Source organism: Desulfotomaculum defluvii, from assembly GCF_054657375.1.
This window is the reverse complement of record NZ_BAAHYV010000007.1, coordinates 720,627-737,761: the sequence shown is the minus strand read 5'-3', so window position 1 is coordinate 737,761 and position 17,135 is coordinate 720,627. Positions and strand designations below refer to the sequence as shown.

At 39.4% G+C, this 17,135-nt stretch carries 17 protein-coding genes; 1 reads left to right on the top strand and 16 read right to left on the bottom strand.

Annotated features, from left to right (window positions below; translation table 11 throughout):
- Window positions 1-29: 29 nt before the first annotated feature.
- A complete protein-coding gene (gene cobC, locus ACYQ03_RS10710) occupies window positions 30-644 on the bottom strand; it encodes an alpha-ribazole phosphatase (RefSeq protein ID WP_459909919.1) in 615 nt (204 codons plus the stop codon).
- 172 nt (window positions 645-816) lie between these two features.
- Here cobC and ACYQ03_RS10705 point away from each other — a divergent pair, with 172 nt between their 5' ends.
- Complete coding sequence (locus tag ACYQ03_RS10705; protein ID WP_459909917.1) at window positions 817-1,341, top strand: HD domain-containing protein; 525 nt, start codon at window positions 817-819, stop codon at window positions 1,339-1,341.
- A gap of 86 nt (window positions 1,342-1,427) precedes the next feature.
- On the opposite strand, the gene ACYQ03_RS10700 is transcribed toward ACYQ03_RS10705, so the two are convergent.
- The 15 genes from ACYQ03_RS10700 to rimO form a co-directional block, all read right to left on the bottom strand.
- Entirely contained in the window at window positions 1,428-1,694 is a 267-nt protein-coding gene (locus ACYQ03_RS10700; RefSeq protein WP_459909915.1) for a translation initiation factor 2, read from the bottom strand.
- Window positions 1,695-1,754: 60 nt separating this feature from the next.
- Window positions 1,755-2,924: an LL-diaminopimelate aminotransferase gene (locus ACYQ03_RS10695; protein WP_459909913.1), complete on the bottom strand. Its 1,170-nt coding sequence runs from the start codon at window positions 2,922-2,924 to the stop codon at window positions 1,755-1,757.
- Window positions 2,925-2,953: 29 nt separating this feature from the next.
- Window positions 2,954-3,775, bottom strand: coding sequence for a PHP domain-containing protein (locus ACYQ03_RS10690; RefSeq protein ID WP_459909911.1), 822 nt, complete (start codon window positions 3,773-3,775; stop codon window positions 2,954-2,956).
- Window positions 3,776-3,836: 61 nt separating this feature from the next.
- Window positions 3,837-4,778: a dipeptidase gene (locus ACYQ03_RS10685; RefSeq protein ID WP_459909909.1), complete on the bottom strand. Its 942-nt coding sequence runs from the start codon at window positions 4,776-4,778 to the stop codon at window positions 3,837-3,839.
- Window positions 4,779-4,890: 112 nt separating this feature from the next.
- Window positions 4,891-5,151: a stage V sporulation protein S gene (locus ACYQ03_RS10680; RefSeq protein ID WP_008413380.1), complete on the bottom strand. Its 261-nt coding sequence runs from the start codon at window positions 5,149-5,151 to the stop codon at window positions 4,891-4,893.
- A 127-nt stretch (window positions 5,152-5,278) separates the two neighbouring features.
- Window positions 5,279-6,058, bottom strand: a complete 780-nt coding sequence (locus ACYQ03_RS10675) for a TIGR00282 family metallophosphoesterase (RefSeq protein ID WP_459909907.1) — start codon at window positions 6,056-6,058, stop codon at window positions 5,279-5,281.
- 16 nt (window positions 6,059-6,074) lie between these two features.
- Window positions 6,075-6,593, bottom strand: coding sequence for a hypothetical protein (locus ACYQ03_RS10670; protein ID WP_459909905.1), 519 nt, complete (start codon window positions 6,591-6,593; stop codon window positions 6,075-6,077).
- A 150-nt stretch (window positions 6,594-6,743) separates the two neighbouring features.
- On the bottom strand, window positions 6,744-8,282 hold the full coding sequence (rny, locus tag ACYQ03_RS10665; protein WP_459909903.1) for a ribonuclease Y: 1,539 nt from the start codon (window positions 8,280-8,282) through the stop codon (window positions 6,744-6,746).
- 506 nt (window positions 8,283-8,788) lie between these two features.
- Window positions 8,789-9,835 (bottom strand): recombinase RecA, encoded by a 1,047-nt coding sequence (recA, locus tag ACYQ03_RS10660; RefSeq protein ID WP_459909901.1) that lies wholly within the window; start codon window positions 9,833-9,835, stop codon window positions 8,789-8,791.
- A 230-nt stretch (window positions 9,836-10,065) separates the two neighbouring features.
- Window positions 10,066-11,664, bottom strand: a complete 1,599-nt coding sequence (locus ACYQ03_RS10655; protein WP_459909899.1) for a DEAD/DEAH box helicase — start codon at window positions 11,662-11,664, stop codon at window positions 10,066-10,068.
- A gap of 28 nt (window positions 11,665-11,692) precedes the next feature.
- Window positions 11,693-12,937 (bottom strand): competence/damage-inducible protein A, encoded by a 1,245-nt coding sequence (locus ACYQ03_RS10650; RefSeq protein ID WP_459909897.1) that lies wholly within the window; start codon window positions 12,935-12,937, stop codon window positions 11,693-11,695.
- 128 nt (window positions 12,938-13,065) lie between these two features.
- Window positions 13,066-14,550 carry an AAA family ATPase gene (locus ACYQ03_RS10645; protein ID WP_459909895.1) on the bottom strand — a complete coding sequence of 495 codons (1,485 nt, stop codon included), beginning with the start codon at window positions 14,548-14,550 and terminating at the stop codon, window positions 13,066-13,068.
- Window positions 14,534-15,103, bottom strand: a complete 570-nt coding sequence (locus ACYQ03_RS10640) for a hypothetical protein (RefSeq protein ID WP_459909893.1) — start codon at window positions 15,101-15,103, stop codon at window positions 14,534-14,536. The genes ACYQ03_RS10645 and ACYQ03_RS10640 overlap by 17 nt, the downstream gene beginning before the upstream one ends.
- Window positions 15,104-15,229: 126 nt before the next feature.
- Window positions 15,230-15,766: a CDP-diacylglycerol--glycerol-3-phosphate 3-phosphatidyltransferase gene (gene pgsA, locus ACYQ03_RS10635; RefSeq protein WP_459909891.1), complete on the bottom strand. Its 537-nt coding sequence runs from the start codon at window positions 15,764-15,766 to the stop codon at window positions 15,230-15,232.
- Window positions 15,763-17,097, bottom strand: a complete 1,335-nt coding sequence (gene rimO / locus ACYQ03_RS10630; protein WP_459909889.1) for a 30S ribosomal protein S12 methylthiotransferase RimO — start codon at window positions 17,095-17,097, stop codon at window positions 15,763-15,765. Before rimO ends, pgsA begins: the two co-directional genes overlap by 4 nt.
- Window positions 17,098-17,135: the final 38 nt, after the last annotated feature.

Sequence of the window (17,135 nt, the reverse complement as noted above, 5' to 3'; positions counted from 1 at the left end):
AACAAAAACTGGACGTGAGAAGTTTTTGTTTATTTTAAATGACAGGTATCATTGTATAATTCCAAAATTGCTTTTTGATCTCTATAAAAAGAAATAGTCGTCAAAGAAACATTATCCAAACGTAATTTCCAGAAATTATTTAAATCACAGCCTAATACATTGGCCACGATTACTCTTATTACGCCACCGTGGGTAGCTACTAACACAGTTTCACCAGCATGGACATTTATTATTTCATCTATAGCTCTTTGGCAGCGAACTGCTACATCTTGCAATTTCTCCCCATTAGGTATCTGGGTACCAACTGGATTGGCTCGCCATCGGGTGCTTAATTGGCCATAGTTTTGTGAAATTTCATCAAATGTAAGACCTTCCCATTTCCCAAAGTTAATTTCTCTTAGGTCTGGTAAGTAACTTACTTGACTATTATGTTCTTTGGCAATTATTGCGGCGGTCTCCATAGCCCTAGATAGGTCACTGCTATAAAAAGCATCTATTTTAGTACTACCCAGACGCAATGCCAGTTTTTTTGCCTGTTGCCTGCCTAAATCTGATAAAGGTACATCAGAATGTCCTTGAAATTTACCTATGGCATTCCATTCAGTCTCCCCATGACGCACCAGGTAAAGTTTAGTCTCCTCCACAGTCCCACCCCTCCATAATCAGAACCATCTAGAGAATCTATATTTACTATTTCTATTACTGTTATTTTTAACATTGCATTATTCTGATTAAAACATTATATTTACTATGATACAATCTAGTTTCTTTTATAAAACTCTAAAATCCTGCAATTAAACATAATGGTGATATAAAATGATTAATCGGGTAAAACAATTTTGGTTTGCAATCTTTAGCCGTATGAGCAAGGATGATATCAGGTTCATTCAGAAATATTTAGATAAAAAAGAACAATCATTGTTCTGGCAAATGGATAGACCCACCCAAACCCATTGTGTTAGGGTAGCAAAAACATGTCTGCTTCTATCGTCTGATAATCATGACTCCATTAATAGAACGCTTCTAATTAAAGCTGCGTTACTTCATGATATTGGCAAACCTGCTAAGGTCATTCGTACAATCGATCGAGTATTTATTGTGCTGCTAGGAGCTTTAGTATCAAAAACACCCCGTGACTTACTTAAACAAATAAATAATACTGGACGCTTTGCCAAGGCTCTCTCAGCGCACCTAGAACATCCCCAAAGAGGTGCAAAGATGGCCCGGGAACATAATCTACACCCCGATATCATTTACCTTATTAAGCACCATCATAGGGAGACAGTATTATCAATACCAGCGGAATTATCAATTCTTAAAAAAGCCGATGAACTAAATTGATATAATTTTCCTTCAAAGGTTTTATGATGCTAGGTCATGGGGGTAAAAAAAATAAGTATAATAAAACAATAAACCGCCTGGGCGGTTTACATATCAATTAGAAAATGTTCTAATCTGTTTTGCAATTCTACAATTCTTCTATTTTGTTGGATCAGGTTTTGAGCATAACGATAATTATTCTTGTGCAGCTTTCGGTTTTCTTTTTCTAGCTTAGATACAAATAAGGACTTATCCTTCTCAATTTTCTCTATCAGGTTCATTAGTACCCTTCTACTTAGTCTTAGCTGCTCTATCTTTTCTTCAAGCTCATTAATACGATTTTGCAGATACTGAATGTCTGTACTACTATTCAAAAACACCACTCCTTAATTCCACTTTAAGTAGTATATGCAAAGGAGTGGGACCATAGACATCTAACTAGTAAAGGTGAATAACCTGCGAGATCTTTCCAGGGCTTCTAATAACACTTCTTCTTTTTGCACCAAAGCAATTCTAACATAACCTTCCCCTTGTTCACCAAACGCATTTCCAGGCACCATTAAAATCCCTGTCTTCTCTAAAAACTCTAGACAAAACTCCATAGAGGATTTATATCTGGGAGGAATAGGTGCCCAAACAAACATAGAAGCTTGTGGTTTTGGCATCTGCCAACCTAGTTTGCCAAACCCATCTACCAATATATCTCTACGTTTTTGGTAAGTTGCAGCGGTCTCTCGTACACAAGACTGATCACCTGTTAAGGCAGCAATACCGGCTTCCTGTACAGCAGAAAACACTCCATAGTCGATATTGGATTTTATCCTTCCCAGTGCGCTTAGTACATCTGCATTCCCTACAGCAAAGCCGATTCGACAACCAGCCATATTGTATGATTTGGATAATGAATAAAATTCAATACCTACATCCTTAGCACCGGTTACTTCCAAAAAGCTCATAGGTCTGAAGCCATCAAATGCCAACTCTGCATAGGCAACATCATGACATACCACAATATCAAATTCCCTAGCAAATTCAACCACCTGTTCAAAGAACTCTTTATTTGCTGAAGCAGCCACTGGATTATTAGGGTAGTTCAGGGTCATCATTTTTGCCCTTTGGGCAATTTCTGAGGGAATATTTTGTAAATCAGGTAGATATTGATTCTCAGCCAAAAGAGGCATAGGATACAATTGCCCTTCCGCCAATAAAATGGCCGCCGAATAAATCGGATATCCTGGGTCAGGTACTAAGGCTATGTCTCCAGGATTGATAAATGCCTGTGCTACATGGGCTAATCCATCTTGGGAGCCCATTAGGGTTAAAATCTCTGTATTTGGTTCAAGGTCAACATTAAATCGCTGTTTATACCAACTTGCTAGGGCTTTATGCAGCTCAAGTTTACCGCCAAGGGGATAGGTATAATTATCAAGTTTCGCCACCGCTTGAGCCAATGACTTAATAATATGGGGAGCCGGGGGTTGGTCAGGACTTCCTATACTTAAATCAATTACATTGGTTCCCTTTTTTTCTTTCTCAGCCTTGGCTCTGGCTAGTTCTGTAAATATTCCAGGAACTAAAGCATCCATTCTTTTAGCTAACTTCATAGATCACAACTCCGTTCAGTAAGTATCCATTACTTAAAACCAGCGGCTTTTTTTAATGCTTGCACTGATTCATAGGGGGCCACTGCACCACCAAGAACATTGCAAGTATCATGTCTTGTACCATGATAGTCCGATCCGCCGGTAGGTATTAAATTATATTTTTTAGCTAGTTTTTCGTAATGATTTACCATTAATGAAGTATGATTTCTATGCCAAACCTCTAATCCCTTTAATCCGGCAGTTATAAATTTTAATATGTAATTGTCAATTTTTGAATGGCCTGGATGAGCTAATACAGGGACTCCTTCAGCCTTAGTTATTAAACCAATGGCTTCTTCAGGAGTTAGTTTCTCTCTAGGTACAAAGGCGGGTTTACCTGCTCCTATATAATTTACAAAAGCCTCCTGCAAAGTAGCTACATAACCGCTCTCTACTAAAGCCTGAGCAATATGAGGCCGACCTATGGAACCCCCGGTGGACAGCTCCAAAACCCTGTCTAAATCTATATATATATCAAGATCTCTTAATTTATCGACCATTTTTCTTATCCTTGTCAAACGATCATCTTGCAGCTCTTTCAATTTGGTAACAAATTCGTCATGCTCAGGATCAATTAAGTATCCTAAAATATGAATTTCACTGCCTTGGAAGAATGTATTTACTTCTACTCCGGAGAGCACTTCAATATTAAAATTTTTGGCTGCTTTCTTTGCTTCATTAATTCCTTCCAGGGTATCATGATCAGAAATGGCAATGGCACTGAGTCCTATCCGCAGTGCTTTCTGGACTACTTCCGTTGGTGTATCTGAACCATCCGAAGCCGTTGTGTGAATATGCAAATCAGCATACATTGTCTATCACCGTCTTTTTTTCTTCAGTATACCCTAACTCTTTTCTCTATAAGCTTGTATATTATTTGCATACCTCCTTAATTACCCTTAACCAATTTTCACCCATTATTTTTTCTATTTCACCTGAAGTGAAACCCCTTCTGATTAAGGATTTTTGTAAATTGGGCACTGCTTCACTGGCATTGTGCATACCCTCTATCGTATTGTCAATACCATCAAAATCCGAGCCCATTCCTATACAATCAATACCTCCCACCTGATAAAGGTGGGCTATGTGGTCAATAACTCTGTCAATGGTTGGGTTATACAAATCAACAAATTGAGGGACATAGGTAACCCCAATAACTCCCCCATTCTCGGCTATAGCTTTAATCTGCCCATCTGTTAAGTTTCTAGGATGATCACAAATAAACTTGGTATTTGAATGGGATGCAGTTACCGGCGTCCTAACTTCTGCGGTGAGATCCCAAAATGCAGCTTCAGATAAATGAGATACATCAATCATCATACCTAATTCCACCATTCTTTCAACCACCTGTCTTCCAAAAGCGGTTAAACCAGAAGCCTCCGGACCTAAGCCCACCCCATCAGCCAGTTCGTTCCTACCATTCCAAGTTAATGTAAGGCCCCTAACACCTTGTCTATAATACTCATCCAGTTGTTCAAGTTTTCCATTTAATGCTTCTCCGCCCTCAATGGTCAGAACAGCAGACATTTTTCCTGCATCACAGGCATTAATGATATCACTATAATTACATGCATGGTTGAGGGAATTTTGATTGTTTTGCAACTCTTGTTTAAACAACCATAATATTTCATTTGTATATTCTGTAGATCTATGATACTGTTCAGGTCCTACAAAAATAGCAAAGAATTGAACATCAACACCACCTTGACGTAATCTAGGTAGATCAAGATGTCCTCTTTGGGAGAATACCCCTAAATTTCTCTCTTGTATGGACAAAACTGTCAAAGTATCACAATGCGCATCTATTACGGGCAATATTGCCCCTCCTTTCCTCTGGCATATAATTTCTATTTTTACCGCTAGTAAGCAAGAAACCTGTTTGCCTACTGCAAACAGGTTGTACCGAACTAACTAATTAATTGTTTTTTTAGCGAGGCTCTACAATAAGCTTAATAGCAGTTCTTTCATCACCATCAATGATAACATCTGTAAAAGCAGGGATACAAATCAAATCGACTCCACTTGGGGCTACAAACCCTCTAGCAATTGCGATAGCTTTCACTGCTTGGTTTAATGCACCTGCACCAATGGCCTGCATTTCGGCACAACCACGTTCCCTGAGTACGCCAGCCAGTGCCCCGGCTACAGAATTTGGATTGGACTTTGCTGAAACTTTTAAAACTTCCATGCTGAAAAACCTCCTTAGTTAGTTTGGATGATTGCTCTAATCCCTGTATTGATTTTATTCTTCAGAATCCTAAAAATTCCTTCTATTTCAAGAAATTTATAAAGTTTTTCGTGACATTTTTAACAAGTTATTCAAGATTAAAGATTCTGTCAATATTTTTAGCAATACCATTCTCGGGATTTAGTTCAATAATCACCGCATTCAATTGATAATCGGTATCCGCCACTTCAAATCGCCTTGGCATTTGGGTAATAAATTTTTCAATGACAGAATTCTTACAAACACCAATTACCGAATCCCTTGGCCCAGTCATGCCAATATCGGTAATATAAGCACTGCCCTTCGGCAGTATCCGTTCATCCGCGGTTTGAACATGTGTATGAGTACCACATATGGCAGTAACTCGACCATCTAAGTACCAACCCATAGCCACCTTCTCCGAGGTTGCCTCAGCATGAAAATCAACAAAGATAATTTTAACTTTATCTTGAAGCTCTATTAGAATTTGATCAATTTTTCTAAATGGACAATCAAGCTCCTGCATGTATATTCTTCCGGAAATATTTATGACTGCAATTTTATAGCCTAATTGAGTATCAAAAATGTTGTAACCAACCCCCGGAGTCCCTGGAGGATAGTTCGCTGGACGAATAATTCTTTTTTCCTTTTCTATATAAGGAATGATTTCTTTTTTGTTCCAAACATGGTTACCCATTGTAAATACATCTACACCTGCTAAAAAAAGTTGTTTAGCAATATCTTTGGTTATACCATGTCCAGCAGCTGCATTTTCTCCATTAGCTATTACAAAATCAATGTTTAACTCTCTGCGAAGTGCCTGAAGGTTATCTAAAAGTGCTTTTCTACCTGGTCGACCAACTATATCTCCTATCATTAATACGCGCAATTTTCAAGGAAGCCTCCTATTTGTTGAAAACAAGAACACGACCTTCATCCCTGAAGGCATATAATCTTTTATTTTCAGATTTTGCTTTAACACTCTCAAGCATATGTTCAATTAGCTCTTCTTGTACAACTAAATCTTCAACCACTAAACTTTCATTATCATCGGTAACAAGACTATTCTTTATATCCTGGCGGAACAATTCTACCAATAAAGAAATTTCCTCTTGTACCAGTGTAGCAACATCCCTTTTGATTTCAATCATAGTTATGCTATCACTTATATAATAATCCAGTTTTACCACCTTTGGTGTTTTGCATTCAAGGGAATTGTACATTTCAATACTACTAAGAATATTATTCTTTAAACCATCGAGTTCTTGCTCTGTCAAGATACCTAAATGAATGAAAGTAAAGTTTAGGACTTGCTTATCCGGGTCATAATTTATCTTTGCTACTTCCGGATATCGAATAAGGATAGAAATTAATAAACTGACACTATTGGTAAGGTCCTCCTTACCTTGATAGCGAAGATCCAATAAAGTCACCACCTGTTTATACAATCCAAATAAATAATAATTCTTTTATTAAATATACTTTCCTGCTGGGAATTATTATTAAGGTTAAATAATTTTCTGCCATATTTGCCAATAAATCCTAAATAACAAAACGACCCAATGGGTCGTTTGTTATTTTGCGTATTCAACATACCTGGTTTCCCGAATTATGATAACCTTAATCTGTCCAGGATAATCCAGTTCATTTTCAATTTTTTTGGCAACGTCCCTTACTAGGCGAATTGCAGCCATATCATCAATTTTTTCTGGCTTTACCATAATACGTATTTCTCTTCCCGCCTGAATAGCAAAGGATTTTTCAACTCCTTCAAAGGTACCTGCAATCTCTTCCAGTTTCTGAAGTCGTTTAATATAGGACTCCAAGGTTTCCCTTCTAGCTCCAGGACGGGCTGCTGATATTGCATCTGCAGCTTGTACCAAAACAGCTTCTATGGTTCTTGGTTCCTCGTCACCATGGTGTGCCGCTATAGCGTGAATGACTTCTGGGCTTTCTTTGTATTTTTGACATAAATTTACACCAATTGCCACATGCGGACCTTCCACTTCATGGTCAACAGCCTTACCAATATCATGCAGTAAACCTGCACGTTTCGCAAGCTTAACATCAATACCCAATTCCGCAGCCATTAGTCCCGCTAAATGACATACCTCGATAGAATGTTTTAAAACATTCTGTCCATAACTTGTACGAAACTTTAGTCTGCCAAGAAGTTTTACCAACTCTGGATGAAGACCATGTACCCCCGTTTCAAAGGTCGCCTGCTCACCTGCTTCACGTATCTGCACTTCTACATCTTTCTGAGCTTTTTCAACCATCTCTTCGATTCTTGCAGGATGGATGCGACCATCAGAAATAAGTCTCTCCAATGCTAAACGCGCTACTTCCCTACGAATTGGATCAAATCCAGATAAAATAACCGCTTCAGGTGTATCGTCAATGATTAAATCGATACCAGTTAAGGTCTCAAAGGCCCGGATATTACGGCCTTCTCTTCCGATTATACGACCTTTCATTTCATCATTGGGCAAAGGTATGACAGCAACCGTTGCTTCTGCCACGTGGTCTGCTGCGCATCTTTGAATAGCTGACGAAATAATGTCCCTTGCCTTTTTGTCTGCCTCTTCCTTAGCACGATGTTCAAAATCTTTAATCATTACAGCCATGTCATGCTGTAGTTCTTTCTCAACATCATTTAATAAGATCTGTCGAGCTTCCTCAGAAGAAAGCCCCGATACCCGCTCAAGTTCAGCCAACTGGCGATTCAAAACATTAGTCAGCTCAGCCTTGGAATTTTCGATTTCAACTTCTTTTCGACTGAGGGATTCCTCTTTCTTTTCCATGGAATCCATCTTTCTGTCTAAAGTTTCCTCTTTTTGTAAAAGTCTTCTTTCTAACCGTTGAAGTTCATTTCTACGGTCACGTATTTCTTTCTCCATTTCATTCCGCAGTTTAAGAACTTCTTCTTTTGCCATTACAATAGCTTCGCGCTTTTTACCCTCAGCATCTTTCTCAGCCTCTTCAACTATTTTCCTAGCTTGAGTTTCGGCCGAAGCGATTTTACCTTCAGCTATATTTTTTCGAATAAAAAAACCTATTACAAGTCCGATCAAGGTGGTAATAACTGCCACCAGAATTACCTGTATTTCCATTGTTTTCACCTCCTGTCTTATTCAAACATATAAATAGAAAATCCTCATAAACAAAAATACCGAGCATTACTCGGTAGAAAATAAACAGATACCTGGTTTGTCCAAATCACAGGCCAACTAAAACAAACACCTAAAGATATGGAGCTCAACTCAACATAAAGCCAAAAATCCCGATAAGGATAAGGAATTACGCCTTAAGGAATCTATTGGGTTTTATATATATTAACTGTTGCCAGATATCAAATTCTATTTTCTCCCAACAGTAATTCTACTAGTTTTTTTAGTCACTGTCAAGATTCCTAGCCTCTGGCAGCCAAAGGGCCTTGGGCCCTTAAACTAGCCGGCGGCCATCAGCTTTTAACAGTTAGCTTTAAGCGAACCTACTCGGGTCTTGAGCCGCGTAGACCGTGTTGCCTTGGGCTTTTTTTGCATGTATTACTTTAACGGTCTTTACCCAGGAGCAATTTTCCAAAGGCTATTCTTCAAGCTGAGGGCTGACGGCTATTTTAAATCATGTCCTCTTCTTCCCCTTGGTCTTCGATTATCCCTTCGGTGGATGGAAGCACACTCCCTAGAGATAACTTTTCCCGAACTTTATTTTGGATTTCTTGACATAAATCAGGTCTTTCTTTAAATAACTCCTTTACGTTCTCACGTCCCTGGCCTAATCTTTCATCACCATAGGAATACCAAGCCCCACTTTTATTAACGATTTTTAGCTCAGTGGCAACATCCAAAATGGTACCTTCTCTAGAAATTCCTGTGCCATACATAATATCAAACTCTGCTTGTTTAAAGGGAGGAGCTACTTTATTTTTAACAATTTTCACCCTCGTACGGCTACCTATTATATCAGTACCTTGTTTAATATTTTCTTGTTTACGTACATCCATCCGAACCGATGCATAGAATTTCAAGGCCCGTCCACCTGTGGTTACTTCTGGAGAACCGTAAATAACCCCAACTTTTTCACGAATTTGGTTGATAAAAATAACAATGGTTTTCGACTTGCTAACAATACCGGTCAATTTCCTTAGGGCCTGGGACATTAACCTTGCTTGTAAGCCGACGTGAGTATCGCCCATTTCCCCTTCTATTTCGGCCCTTGGTACCAAAGCAGCCACAGAGTCCACAACAACCACATCCAAAGCACCACTACGAACTAAGGCCTCACATATCTCCAAAGCCTGTTCACCTGTATCTGGTTGGGATACCAGCAAATTTGCAGTGTCAACACCCAGGTTTCGAGCATAAACCGGGTCCAAAGCATGTTCTGCATCAATAAAGGCTGCCATACCATTTTGTTTTTGGGCCTCAGCAATTACATGCAAGGCCACCGTAGTTTTACCAGAAGACTCTGGACCGTAAACTTCAACAACACGCCCCCTAGGAAGTCCACCAACTCCCAAAGCAATATCCAAGGAAAGTGCTCCTGTAGAAACTGCTTCTATGTTTAATTTAGTTGAGTCCCCTAATTTCATAATCGAACCTTTGCCAAATTGCTTTTCTATGGTAGACAAAGCTAGTTCAAGGGCTTTGAGTTTATCGGACATAAATAATCTTTCCTCCTCCAAAACACATGTTCGTTTTTTCCATTATAGAGCTAATTAGAAAGCCAGTCAACTAGAAAACTTGCAGTGTTTTTAGCACTTATTTACCCTTTATAGTAGATCTTTATGTTATGTGTTGAAAGTCTCCAATACACTCTAGGCGCACAAAAACCGGCACCTGCTTAGAAACCTAGCTAATCTAAGTCTGTACCGGTAGAGTGCCTGTGACTTTACTACTTTCTGGCCCGAGCTGGTTCAACAAACAACCTTCTGCCTTTAAAGTGCTGCCTATGCAAGCAACTGATAACACAGTTGGCCCAATCTTCGGGAACCTCTACAAAACTAAAATTCTCATATATATTAATGCTACCTATTTGGCTGCCTGAAATACCTGATTCATCAGATACTAACTTGATAATCTCAGCGGGAGTTGTCCGATCTTTTCTACCAAGTGTAAGAAATAACCGTACCATTCCAGGTCTTGCCCCAGTGTTTCCGAAATTAACGATGTCCAGATTAACTTCATCACCGTTTGGTTCCATATCCATGGAAAGTTTGAGAGCAGCCGCTGCTATATCCATAGGATCATACTCATCCATTAGTGGATCAACAATTGAACGATAGTAGCCAAGTTTACCTTCTTCTATAATTTGTAGGATTTTTTCTTTAATGCTTTCCTTTTGACGCTCAACTACATCGGCTACGCTGGGGAGTTTCTCCCTTTTTATACGACTCTTAGTTATATTTTCAATTAAGCGAAGTTGACGATATTCCCTTGGGCTAATTAAGGTTATGGCTACACCAGATCTACCTGCTCTACCAGTCCGCCCAATTCTATGCACGTAAAATTCCGGATCCTGAGGAATATCATAATTGATCACATGGGAAACACCTTCAATATCCAACCCTCTGGCAGCTACATCAGTGGCTACTAGAAGTTCTGCTTCTCCTGATCTGAATTGTTTCATGACAGCATTTCTTTGCTGCTGACTGAGGTCGCCATGCAAAGCCGCCGCAGCAAAACCTCTGGCCTGTAAACCTGCAACTAATTCATCGACACCCCGTTTGGTGCGACAAAAAATAATACCTTGAGCAATATCACTAATATCTAGTATGCGGCAAAGTGCCTCTAACTTATTTTTCTCCGGTGCCTCATAATAGACTTGTTCGATCTGTGGCACAGTAAGATTGGTCTTACTTACTGTAACATATTTGGGTTCCTTCATATACTGATGGGCCAACCTAATAATTTCACCAGGCATAGTTGCTGAAAAAAGTAAGGTTTGACGTTCTGTTGGTGTGTGTCGAATAATTTCTTCAATATCTTCAATAAAGCCCATATCCAACATTTCATCAGCTTCATCAAGAATAACCATATCTACTTTATCCACTTTCAAGGTATGACGACGAAGATGATCCAGTAACCGTCCAGGTGTCCCTACTATCACCTGTACGCCCTGACGTAGAGATCTTATTTGACGTTCAATGGACTGTCCGCCATATATTGGTAAAACCTTTATTCTACAGAAACGTCCTATTTTGGAAATTTCCTCTGCCACCTGAATGGCCAATTCACGGGTCGGTGTAATAATTACCGTTTGCACTTCTCTTTTTCTAAAATCCAATCGTTCAATCATTGGGATGCTAAATGCAGCAGTTTTACCTGTGCCAGTCTGTGCCTGACCTATCATATCATGACCAGTCAATACTTGTGGCACAGCCAATTGTTGAATAGGAGTTGGTTCTTCAAAGCCCATTTCTTTTAAGCCATCTACAATTCTGTGATCCAATTCCAGATTACCAAAAACCTTAGTCTCTCTTCTGTAATTCATTCATTTCCTTCTTTCTAGCTTCAATAAATTATTTTCCTTGTAAAAAGTGCTTAGCCATCTTTAAGGCCCCATTCACGGTTCCATTTCGAATGGCCTTTCTTTCCCCTGGGAATCGATATTCTCTGTAGCATACACCGGTTGGCGAGGACAGGGCAATATAAACAAGTCCAACAGGTTTCCCCTCACTGGACTGGGGACCAGCAACCCCTGTCACAGCTAATCCGATACTGCTCCCAAGCTCTCTTCTAACCCCCTCAGCCATGGCAATGGCTGTTTGGCGACTGACAGCCCCAAATTGTTCTAAGACTTCTGAGGGTACCCCAAGAATCCTTTCTTTTACTTGTTTTGAATAGGCTACAATACCACCAACCAAATATCGGGAAGCCCCTGGTACCTCAGATAAACGTGCTTCAATTAGTCCCCCTGTGCATGATTCTGCCACAGCTATGGTAAGCCCTGCATCTATCAGCATTTCGCCTACCACTTCTTCAATTTTTTCATCATCCTCAGCAAAAATATATTGAAATAAACGTTTATTTACTTGTTTAGATAAATTCTGCACAAGACCAGAGGCCTCTTCCAGGGTAGATCCCTGTCCAGTTATGCGAACTTCCACAACACCCGGTTGTACTAAAAAGGAGATCTCTGGATTTGCCATACCGCAAAGATCATCAATTAACTCTTGAACCGTGCTTTCTCCAATACCAGTTAAACGGAATGTTTTAGAAGTGCATAGGGTTCCTCGATGGGGTAAACTATTTAAGTAGGATACCACTGAGTTTTCAAACATAGTCTCCATTTCCCACGGTGGCCCAGGTAAAATAATAACAGCTTTTTTATCCACCTCGACAATGGCCCCAGGGGCAGTGCCTCGGGTATTTGGCAATATTCTAGCACCCTCTGGAAAGAATGCCTGTTTGGTGTTATTGGCAGGCATTTCCATGCCCCTCTTGTTGAAATATACCTTTATTGCTTCCAGTGAGGACTCATCTAATTTCATGTCTAATTCAAGCACTTCTGCTACAGTTTCCTTAGTCAAGTCATCAATGGTAGGTCCTAGACCGCCAGTAATAAAAATAAGCTCTGCCCGCTCCAATGCCTGTAATAAAACCAACCCCATTCGGCCCCAGTAATCTCCTACTGTAGTGTGCTGTATAACCTCGATGCCCATTTCTGTAAGGCGTCGACCTAAATATTGGGCATGTGAATTTAAGACTTCACCAACCAGTAATTCGGTACCGGTAAAAATAATTTCCGCTTGCACATTAATCACCTTTTCCACACAATATCTTATACTTATTCGCCGGTACTACTTATTTCCCTTCACAAAATTTTATAATCAGAAAACAACAAAGAGACCAAGTAGGTTTGGTCTCTTTATTATTTCCAAATATTATCAGTTTATGCAGCATTTTGGGTCTGTAATAACCTTCGAAACTCTTCCCCTGAAATTTTTTCTTTTTCTAATAACACATCCATGGTGGCAGATAAAAACTCCCGATGAGACATTATATAATCCAGTACTCTTTGTTCCTGCTCTCGTAAAATTTCTGAAACCACCGTATGCTTGAGATCTCCCGGTAAATCATCCAAACTAACAACTCCAAGTCTGGACATACCAGCTTTAATCATCGTTTTGGCAGTATGCAAAGCCTTTTCATAGTCGTTTGATGCTCCGGTACTGCGATTTCCATAAACAACTTCCTCAGCCACTGCACCAGCTAACATAACTGCTATTTGATTTTCCAAATATTCCTGGGTATATAGGTAGGTATCATCTTCAGGATTTTGACGCATGTAACCCAAAGCTCCTCCCCTGGAGGTTACAGTCAAGGCTGATACAGATCCGGGCCTGGCCAACTCACTAAGCAAAGCATGACCAGTCTCATGAATAGCTACCCGTTTTAATTCTTCTGGATTGGGGCGACGGTCAAGCTTTTCACCCATAATAACCTTATCAACAGCTTCATGGAAATGTCGATGCTCAATTTCCTTAAGTTCTTCTCTCATAGCTAAAATGGCCGCTTCATTGGCTAAACTCTCCAGGTGAGCTCCGGAAAAACCAAAGGTCTCTTTGGATACCTGAACTAGATCAACGCTCTTTGACAAAGGCTTATTTCTCGTATGAAGTTTTAATATTTCTAATCTTCCTTTCTTATCCGGAAGATCAACTTTTACCTGCCGGTCAAAGCGTCCTGGTCTAAGTAGGGCTGGATCCATCATGTCTACACGGTTGGTTGCGGCCATAATCAGTAGTCGCACATTATCATCAACTTTTATGCCATCCATTTCCACCAACAATGCATTCAAGGTTTGGTCATATTCCATATGACTGGAATTTTGACCTCTTTTGGTGGCCAGCACCTCAATTTCATCGATGAAAATAATGGCCGTCTTTTTCTTTTGTTTAATGGCAGATTCCCTAGCCGTTTGAAATATTTTGCGAACCCTTTGGGCTCCCACGCCAGCATACATTTCGACAAAGTCAGAACCACTGGCTGAAACAAAGACTGCATCTGTATAGCTGGCAGCTGCCCGAGCCATAAGAGTTTTACCTGTCCCAGGAGGCCCTGTCATAATGATTCCCTTTAGGGGGCGGATACCTAATTCTCTGATTTCATTATGGTTTTTAATAAAATCAAGGGCCTCCTTTAGTTCTTTAATAGCCGAATCTTGTCCACCAATTTCTTCAAAGGAAATTTCTTGGCGTTTTGGTATACCAGTACCCTTACCAAAACTAGATTTTACCATACCTTTGGCATTGACTAAATAATATAGTGATCCACCAAAGGCAAGTAATAATATAAATGGGGTAATATCATATCCCACTGCTAATCCAAATACTAATAGGGCAGCACCCAGACCTAAACTAATTTCCTTTAGCAATTTTGCCACCCCCTTCGGTGGTATCAATTATACCATAGTCATGTCTAGGTATTATTCTAAACAAATAATGGCCATCTGGTTTTGCAAGCTGTAAATAGATATTATTTTCATCTACAAAAACCTTACCATCTACTCCCTGTTTCCGAGCTGCTTCCTCGACCTTCTGGGCAACTTGAGGGAAATTACCCATTACCTGAGCCTGGTAGATAACATGGTGGCTTTCATAAAAGACTTGGTCAAGGGAGTCATCGGTTTGGCTAAGAATTTCAATTTGATATAAATTTTCACCCATGACTTCACTAACTGATTGATTAAGTTCTTGATATGCCACCATTAAATTGTTTGCATTTTTAGATAACTCTATGGTTATTAGAGATTTAGTAGGATCCTCTTTAATTGTATATTTCTCTACCAGTTCTTTATTGGCTAACACTTCATTTAATGGTTGTTGAAAATTATACTGCTGATAAAACCATTGTCCACCAAAAACCAGTGCTAGTCCTATTACAAAGGTCAAAAAAATAACCGGAATCTTAAGGCCGTGCCATTGCATAGCCATCATCCTTTCCAGTTTAGTACATATTTTATGCTATATTATTATAGCACGATCGTATATACGATTCTCCTTGAAACAAATGGAAAAAATCAGGAACCCAAGGATTCCTGATTTTTGAATCTACTATTTCTTTAATAAATGCCATCCCTTAGCCATATAATCATAACCGGACCAGAGGGTAAAGAAAACAGCCACTGCCATAGCAATTTTCCCTAAGTCAAAACCAAAATAAGGAAAAGTAAGATTGTGTAAAAACATGGCCACAATTGCAACGATTTGGGTAACTGTTTTCCACTTTCCCAATTTACTAGCAGCTATTACTACACCTTCTGCTACAGCGATTGTTCGAAAACCGGTTACCATAAACTCACGACCAATAATTATTACAGCTACCCAGGCAGCTAATACATCCAACTCCACCAATACAATTAGAGCCGCTGATACAAGAAGTTTGTCTGCCAATGGATCCATAAACTTACCCAGGGTAGTTACTTGTTTATTTTTTCTGGCGATGTAACCGTCAAGTCCATCGGTACTTGCTGCCAGTATAAAAACCCCTGCAGCTATAATATCACCATACTTAATTCTCAACGTTACTACTGCCAAAAATATTGGTATCAAGAAAATCCTAGCCAGAGTTAACCGGTTCGGTAAATTCATTGGGCCAACTCTCCCATCAAATCGTACTCTAAAGCCCTAATTATTCTCACTGTAACGAAATCACCAACACGTAAAGGCACAGGACTAGTAAACTCCACAGAACCATCAATCTCAGGTGCATCATAGGAGGATCGTCCAGCATATACTTGTTTGTTTTCATCAACTAATTCTTCAACCACGACTTCCATTTCTTGGCCAATTCGCCTTTGATTTTGATATAAGGATATTTCCCTTTGCAATTTCATAGCCCTATGATAACGTTCTTGTTTTATTTTGCCGTGAATTTGGTTTGGCATCTCTGCAGCAGGCGTTCCTTCTTCCTGAGAAAAGGGAAAAACTCCAGCCTTGTCAAATTTGACCTCGTCCATAAAATCAAGTAAATCTTTAAAATGTTCTTCGGTTTCACCTGGAAAGCCAACAATAAATGAAGTTCGAATAGCAATGCCAGGTATCTCTGACCTTAATTTATGAATAAGTTCCTTTGCCCGTTGTTTAGTAACCGGACGTTTCATCGCATGCAATATTTCGTCCGCAGCATGTTGCATTGGTAAATCTATATATTTGCATACCTTTGGAGTCTCTGCTATGGCTTTAATTAATTTATCAGTAAAACGATTGGGATAGCAGTACAACAAACGAATCCAATTAAGTTCTGGAATTTTGCCCAGCATTCTGATTAACTGATCCAATCTATACTCCCCATAGATATCTAAACCGTAGCGGGTAGTATCTTGGGCTATTAATATTATTTCCTTGACTCCTCTTGCCGCTAGAGCTTTAACTTCTGTTTCAATTGACTCCATCGGCCTACTTCGGAATTTACCTCTAATATCAGGGATTGCACAGTAAGCACAACGGTTATCACAACCTTCTGCTATTTTTACATAAGCTAAATAAGAGGGTGTGCTCAATAGTCGTGGAGAATATTCATCATAGATATATAAAGGGTCATTTACCCTTGATTGCCTAACCTCATCCTTTAGGGTTTGGTTAACAACGTCAACTATATCATTAATATGTCCCGTACCAATAATTGCGTCAATCTCCGGTATTTCTTCCATTAGTTCCTTTGAATAACGCTGGGCTAAGCAACCAGTAACAATAAGTCCTTTGCAATGACCATTTTCTTTAAGTTGAGATAATTCAAAAATATGCCGTATGGATTCTTCCTTGGCAGATTCAATAAAACCACATGTGTTAACAATTAAGATATCTGCATCTGATTCATTGTTCGTTATTGTAAAATTTGCATTTTGCAGTAGACCTAGCATTACCTCTGAATCCACCAAATTTTTTGGACAACCCAAGCTTAACAATCCGATAGAGGGCATAATTATTCCTTTCGTGCTAATAATATTTTTTCGTAATT

Bases quoted from the DNA above. Each gene is read 5' to 3' on its own strand.
- ACYQ03_RS10705 (WP_459909917.1), top strand. From the start codon at position 817: ATGATTAATCGGGTAAAACAATTTTGGTTTGCAATCTTTAGCCGTATG.
- ACYQ03_RS10695 (WP_459909913.1), bottom strand. From the start codon at position 2,924: ATGAAGTTAGCTAAAAGAATGGATGCTTTAGTTCCTGGAATATTTACA.
- ACYQ03_RS10680 (WP_008413380.1), bottom strand. From the start codon at position 5,151: ATGGAAGTTTTAAAAGTTTCAGCAAAGTCCAATCCAAATTCTGTAGCC.
- ACYQ03_RS10640 (WP_459909893.1), bottom strand. From the start codon at position 15,103: ATGCAATGGCACGGCCTTAAGATTCCGGTTATTTTTTTGACCTTTGTA.
- rny (WP_459909903.1), bottom strand. From the start codon at position 8,282: ATGGAAATACAGGTAATTCTGGTGGCAGTTATTACCACCTTGATCGGA.
- rimO (WP_459909889.1), bottom strand. From the start codon at position 17,097: ATGCCCTCTATCGGATTGTTAAGCTTGGGTTGTCCAAAAAATTTGGTG.
- ACYQ03_RS10690 (WP_459909911.1), bottom strand. From the start codon at position 3,775: ATGTATGCTGATTTGCATATTCACACAACGGCTTCGGATGGTTCAGAT.
- ACYQ03_RS10655 (WP_459909899.1), bottom strand. From the start codon at position 11,664: ATGAATTACAGAAGAGAGACTAAGGTTTTTGGTAATCTGGAATTGGAT.
- recA (WP_459909901.1), bottom strand. From the start codon at position 9,835: ATGTCCGATAAACTCAAAGCCCTTGAACTAGCTTTGTCTACCATAGAA.
- pgsA (WP_459909891.1), bottom strand. From the start codon at position 15,766: ATGAATTTACCGAACCGGTTAACTCTGGCTAGGATTTTCTTGATACCA.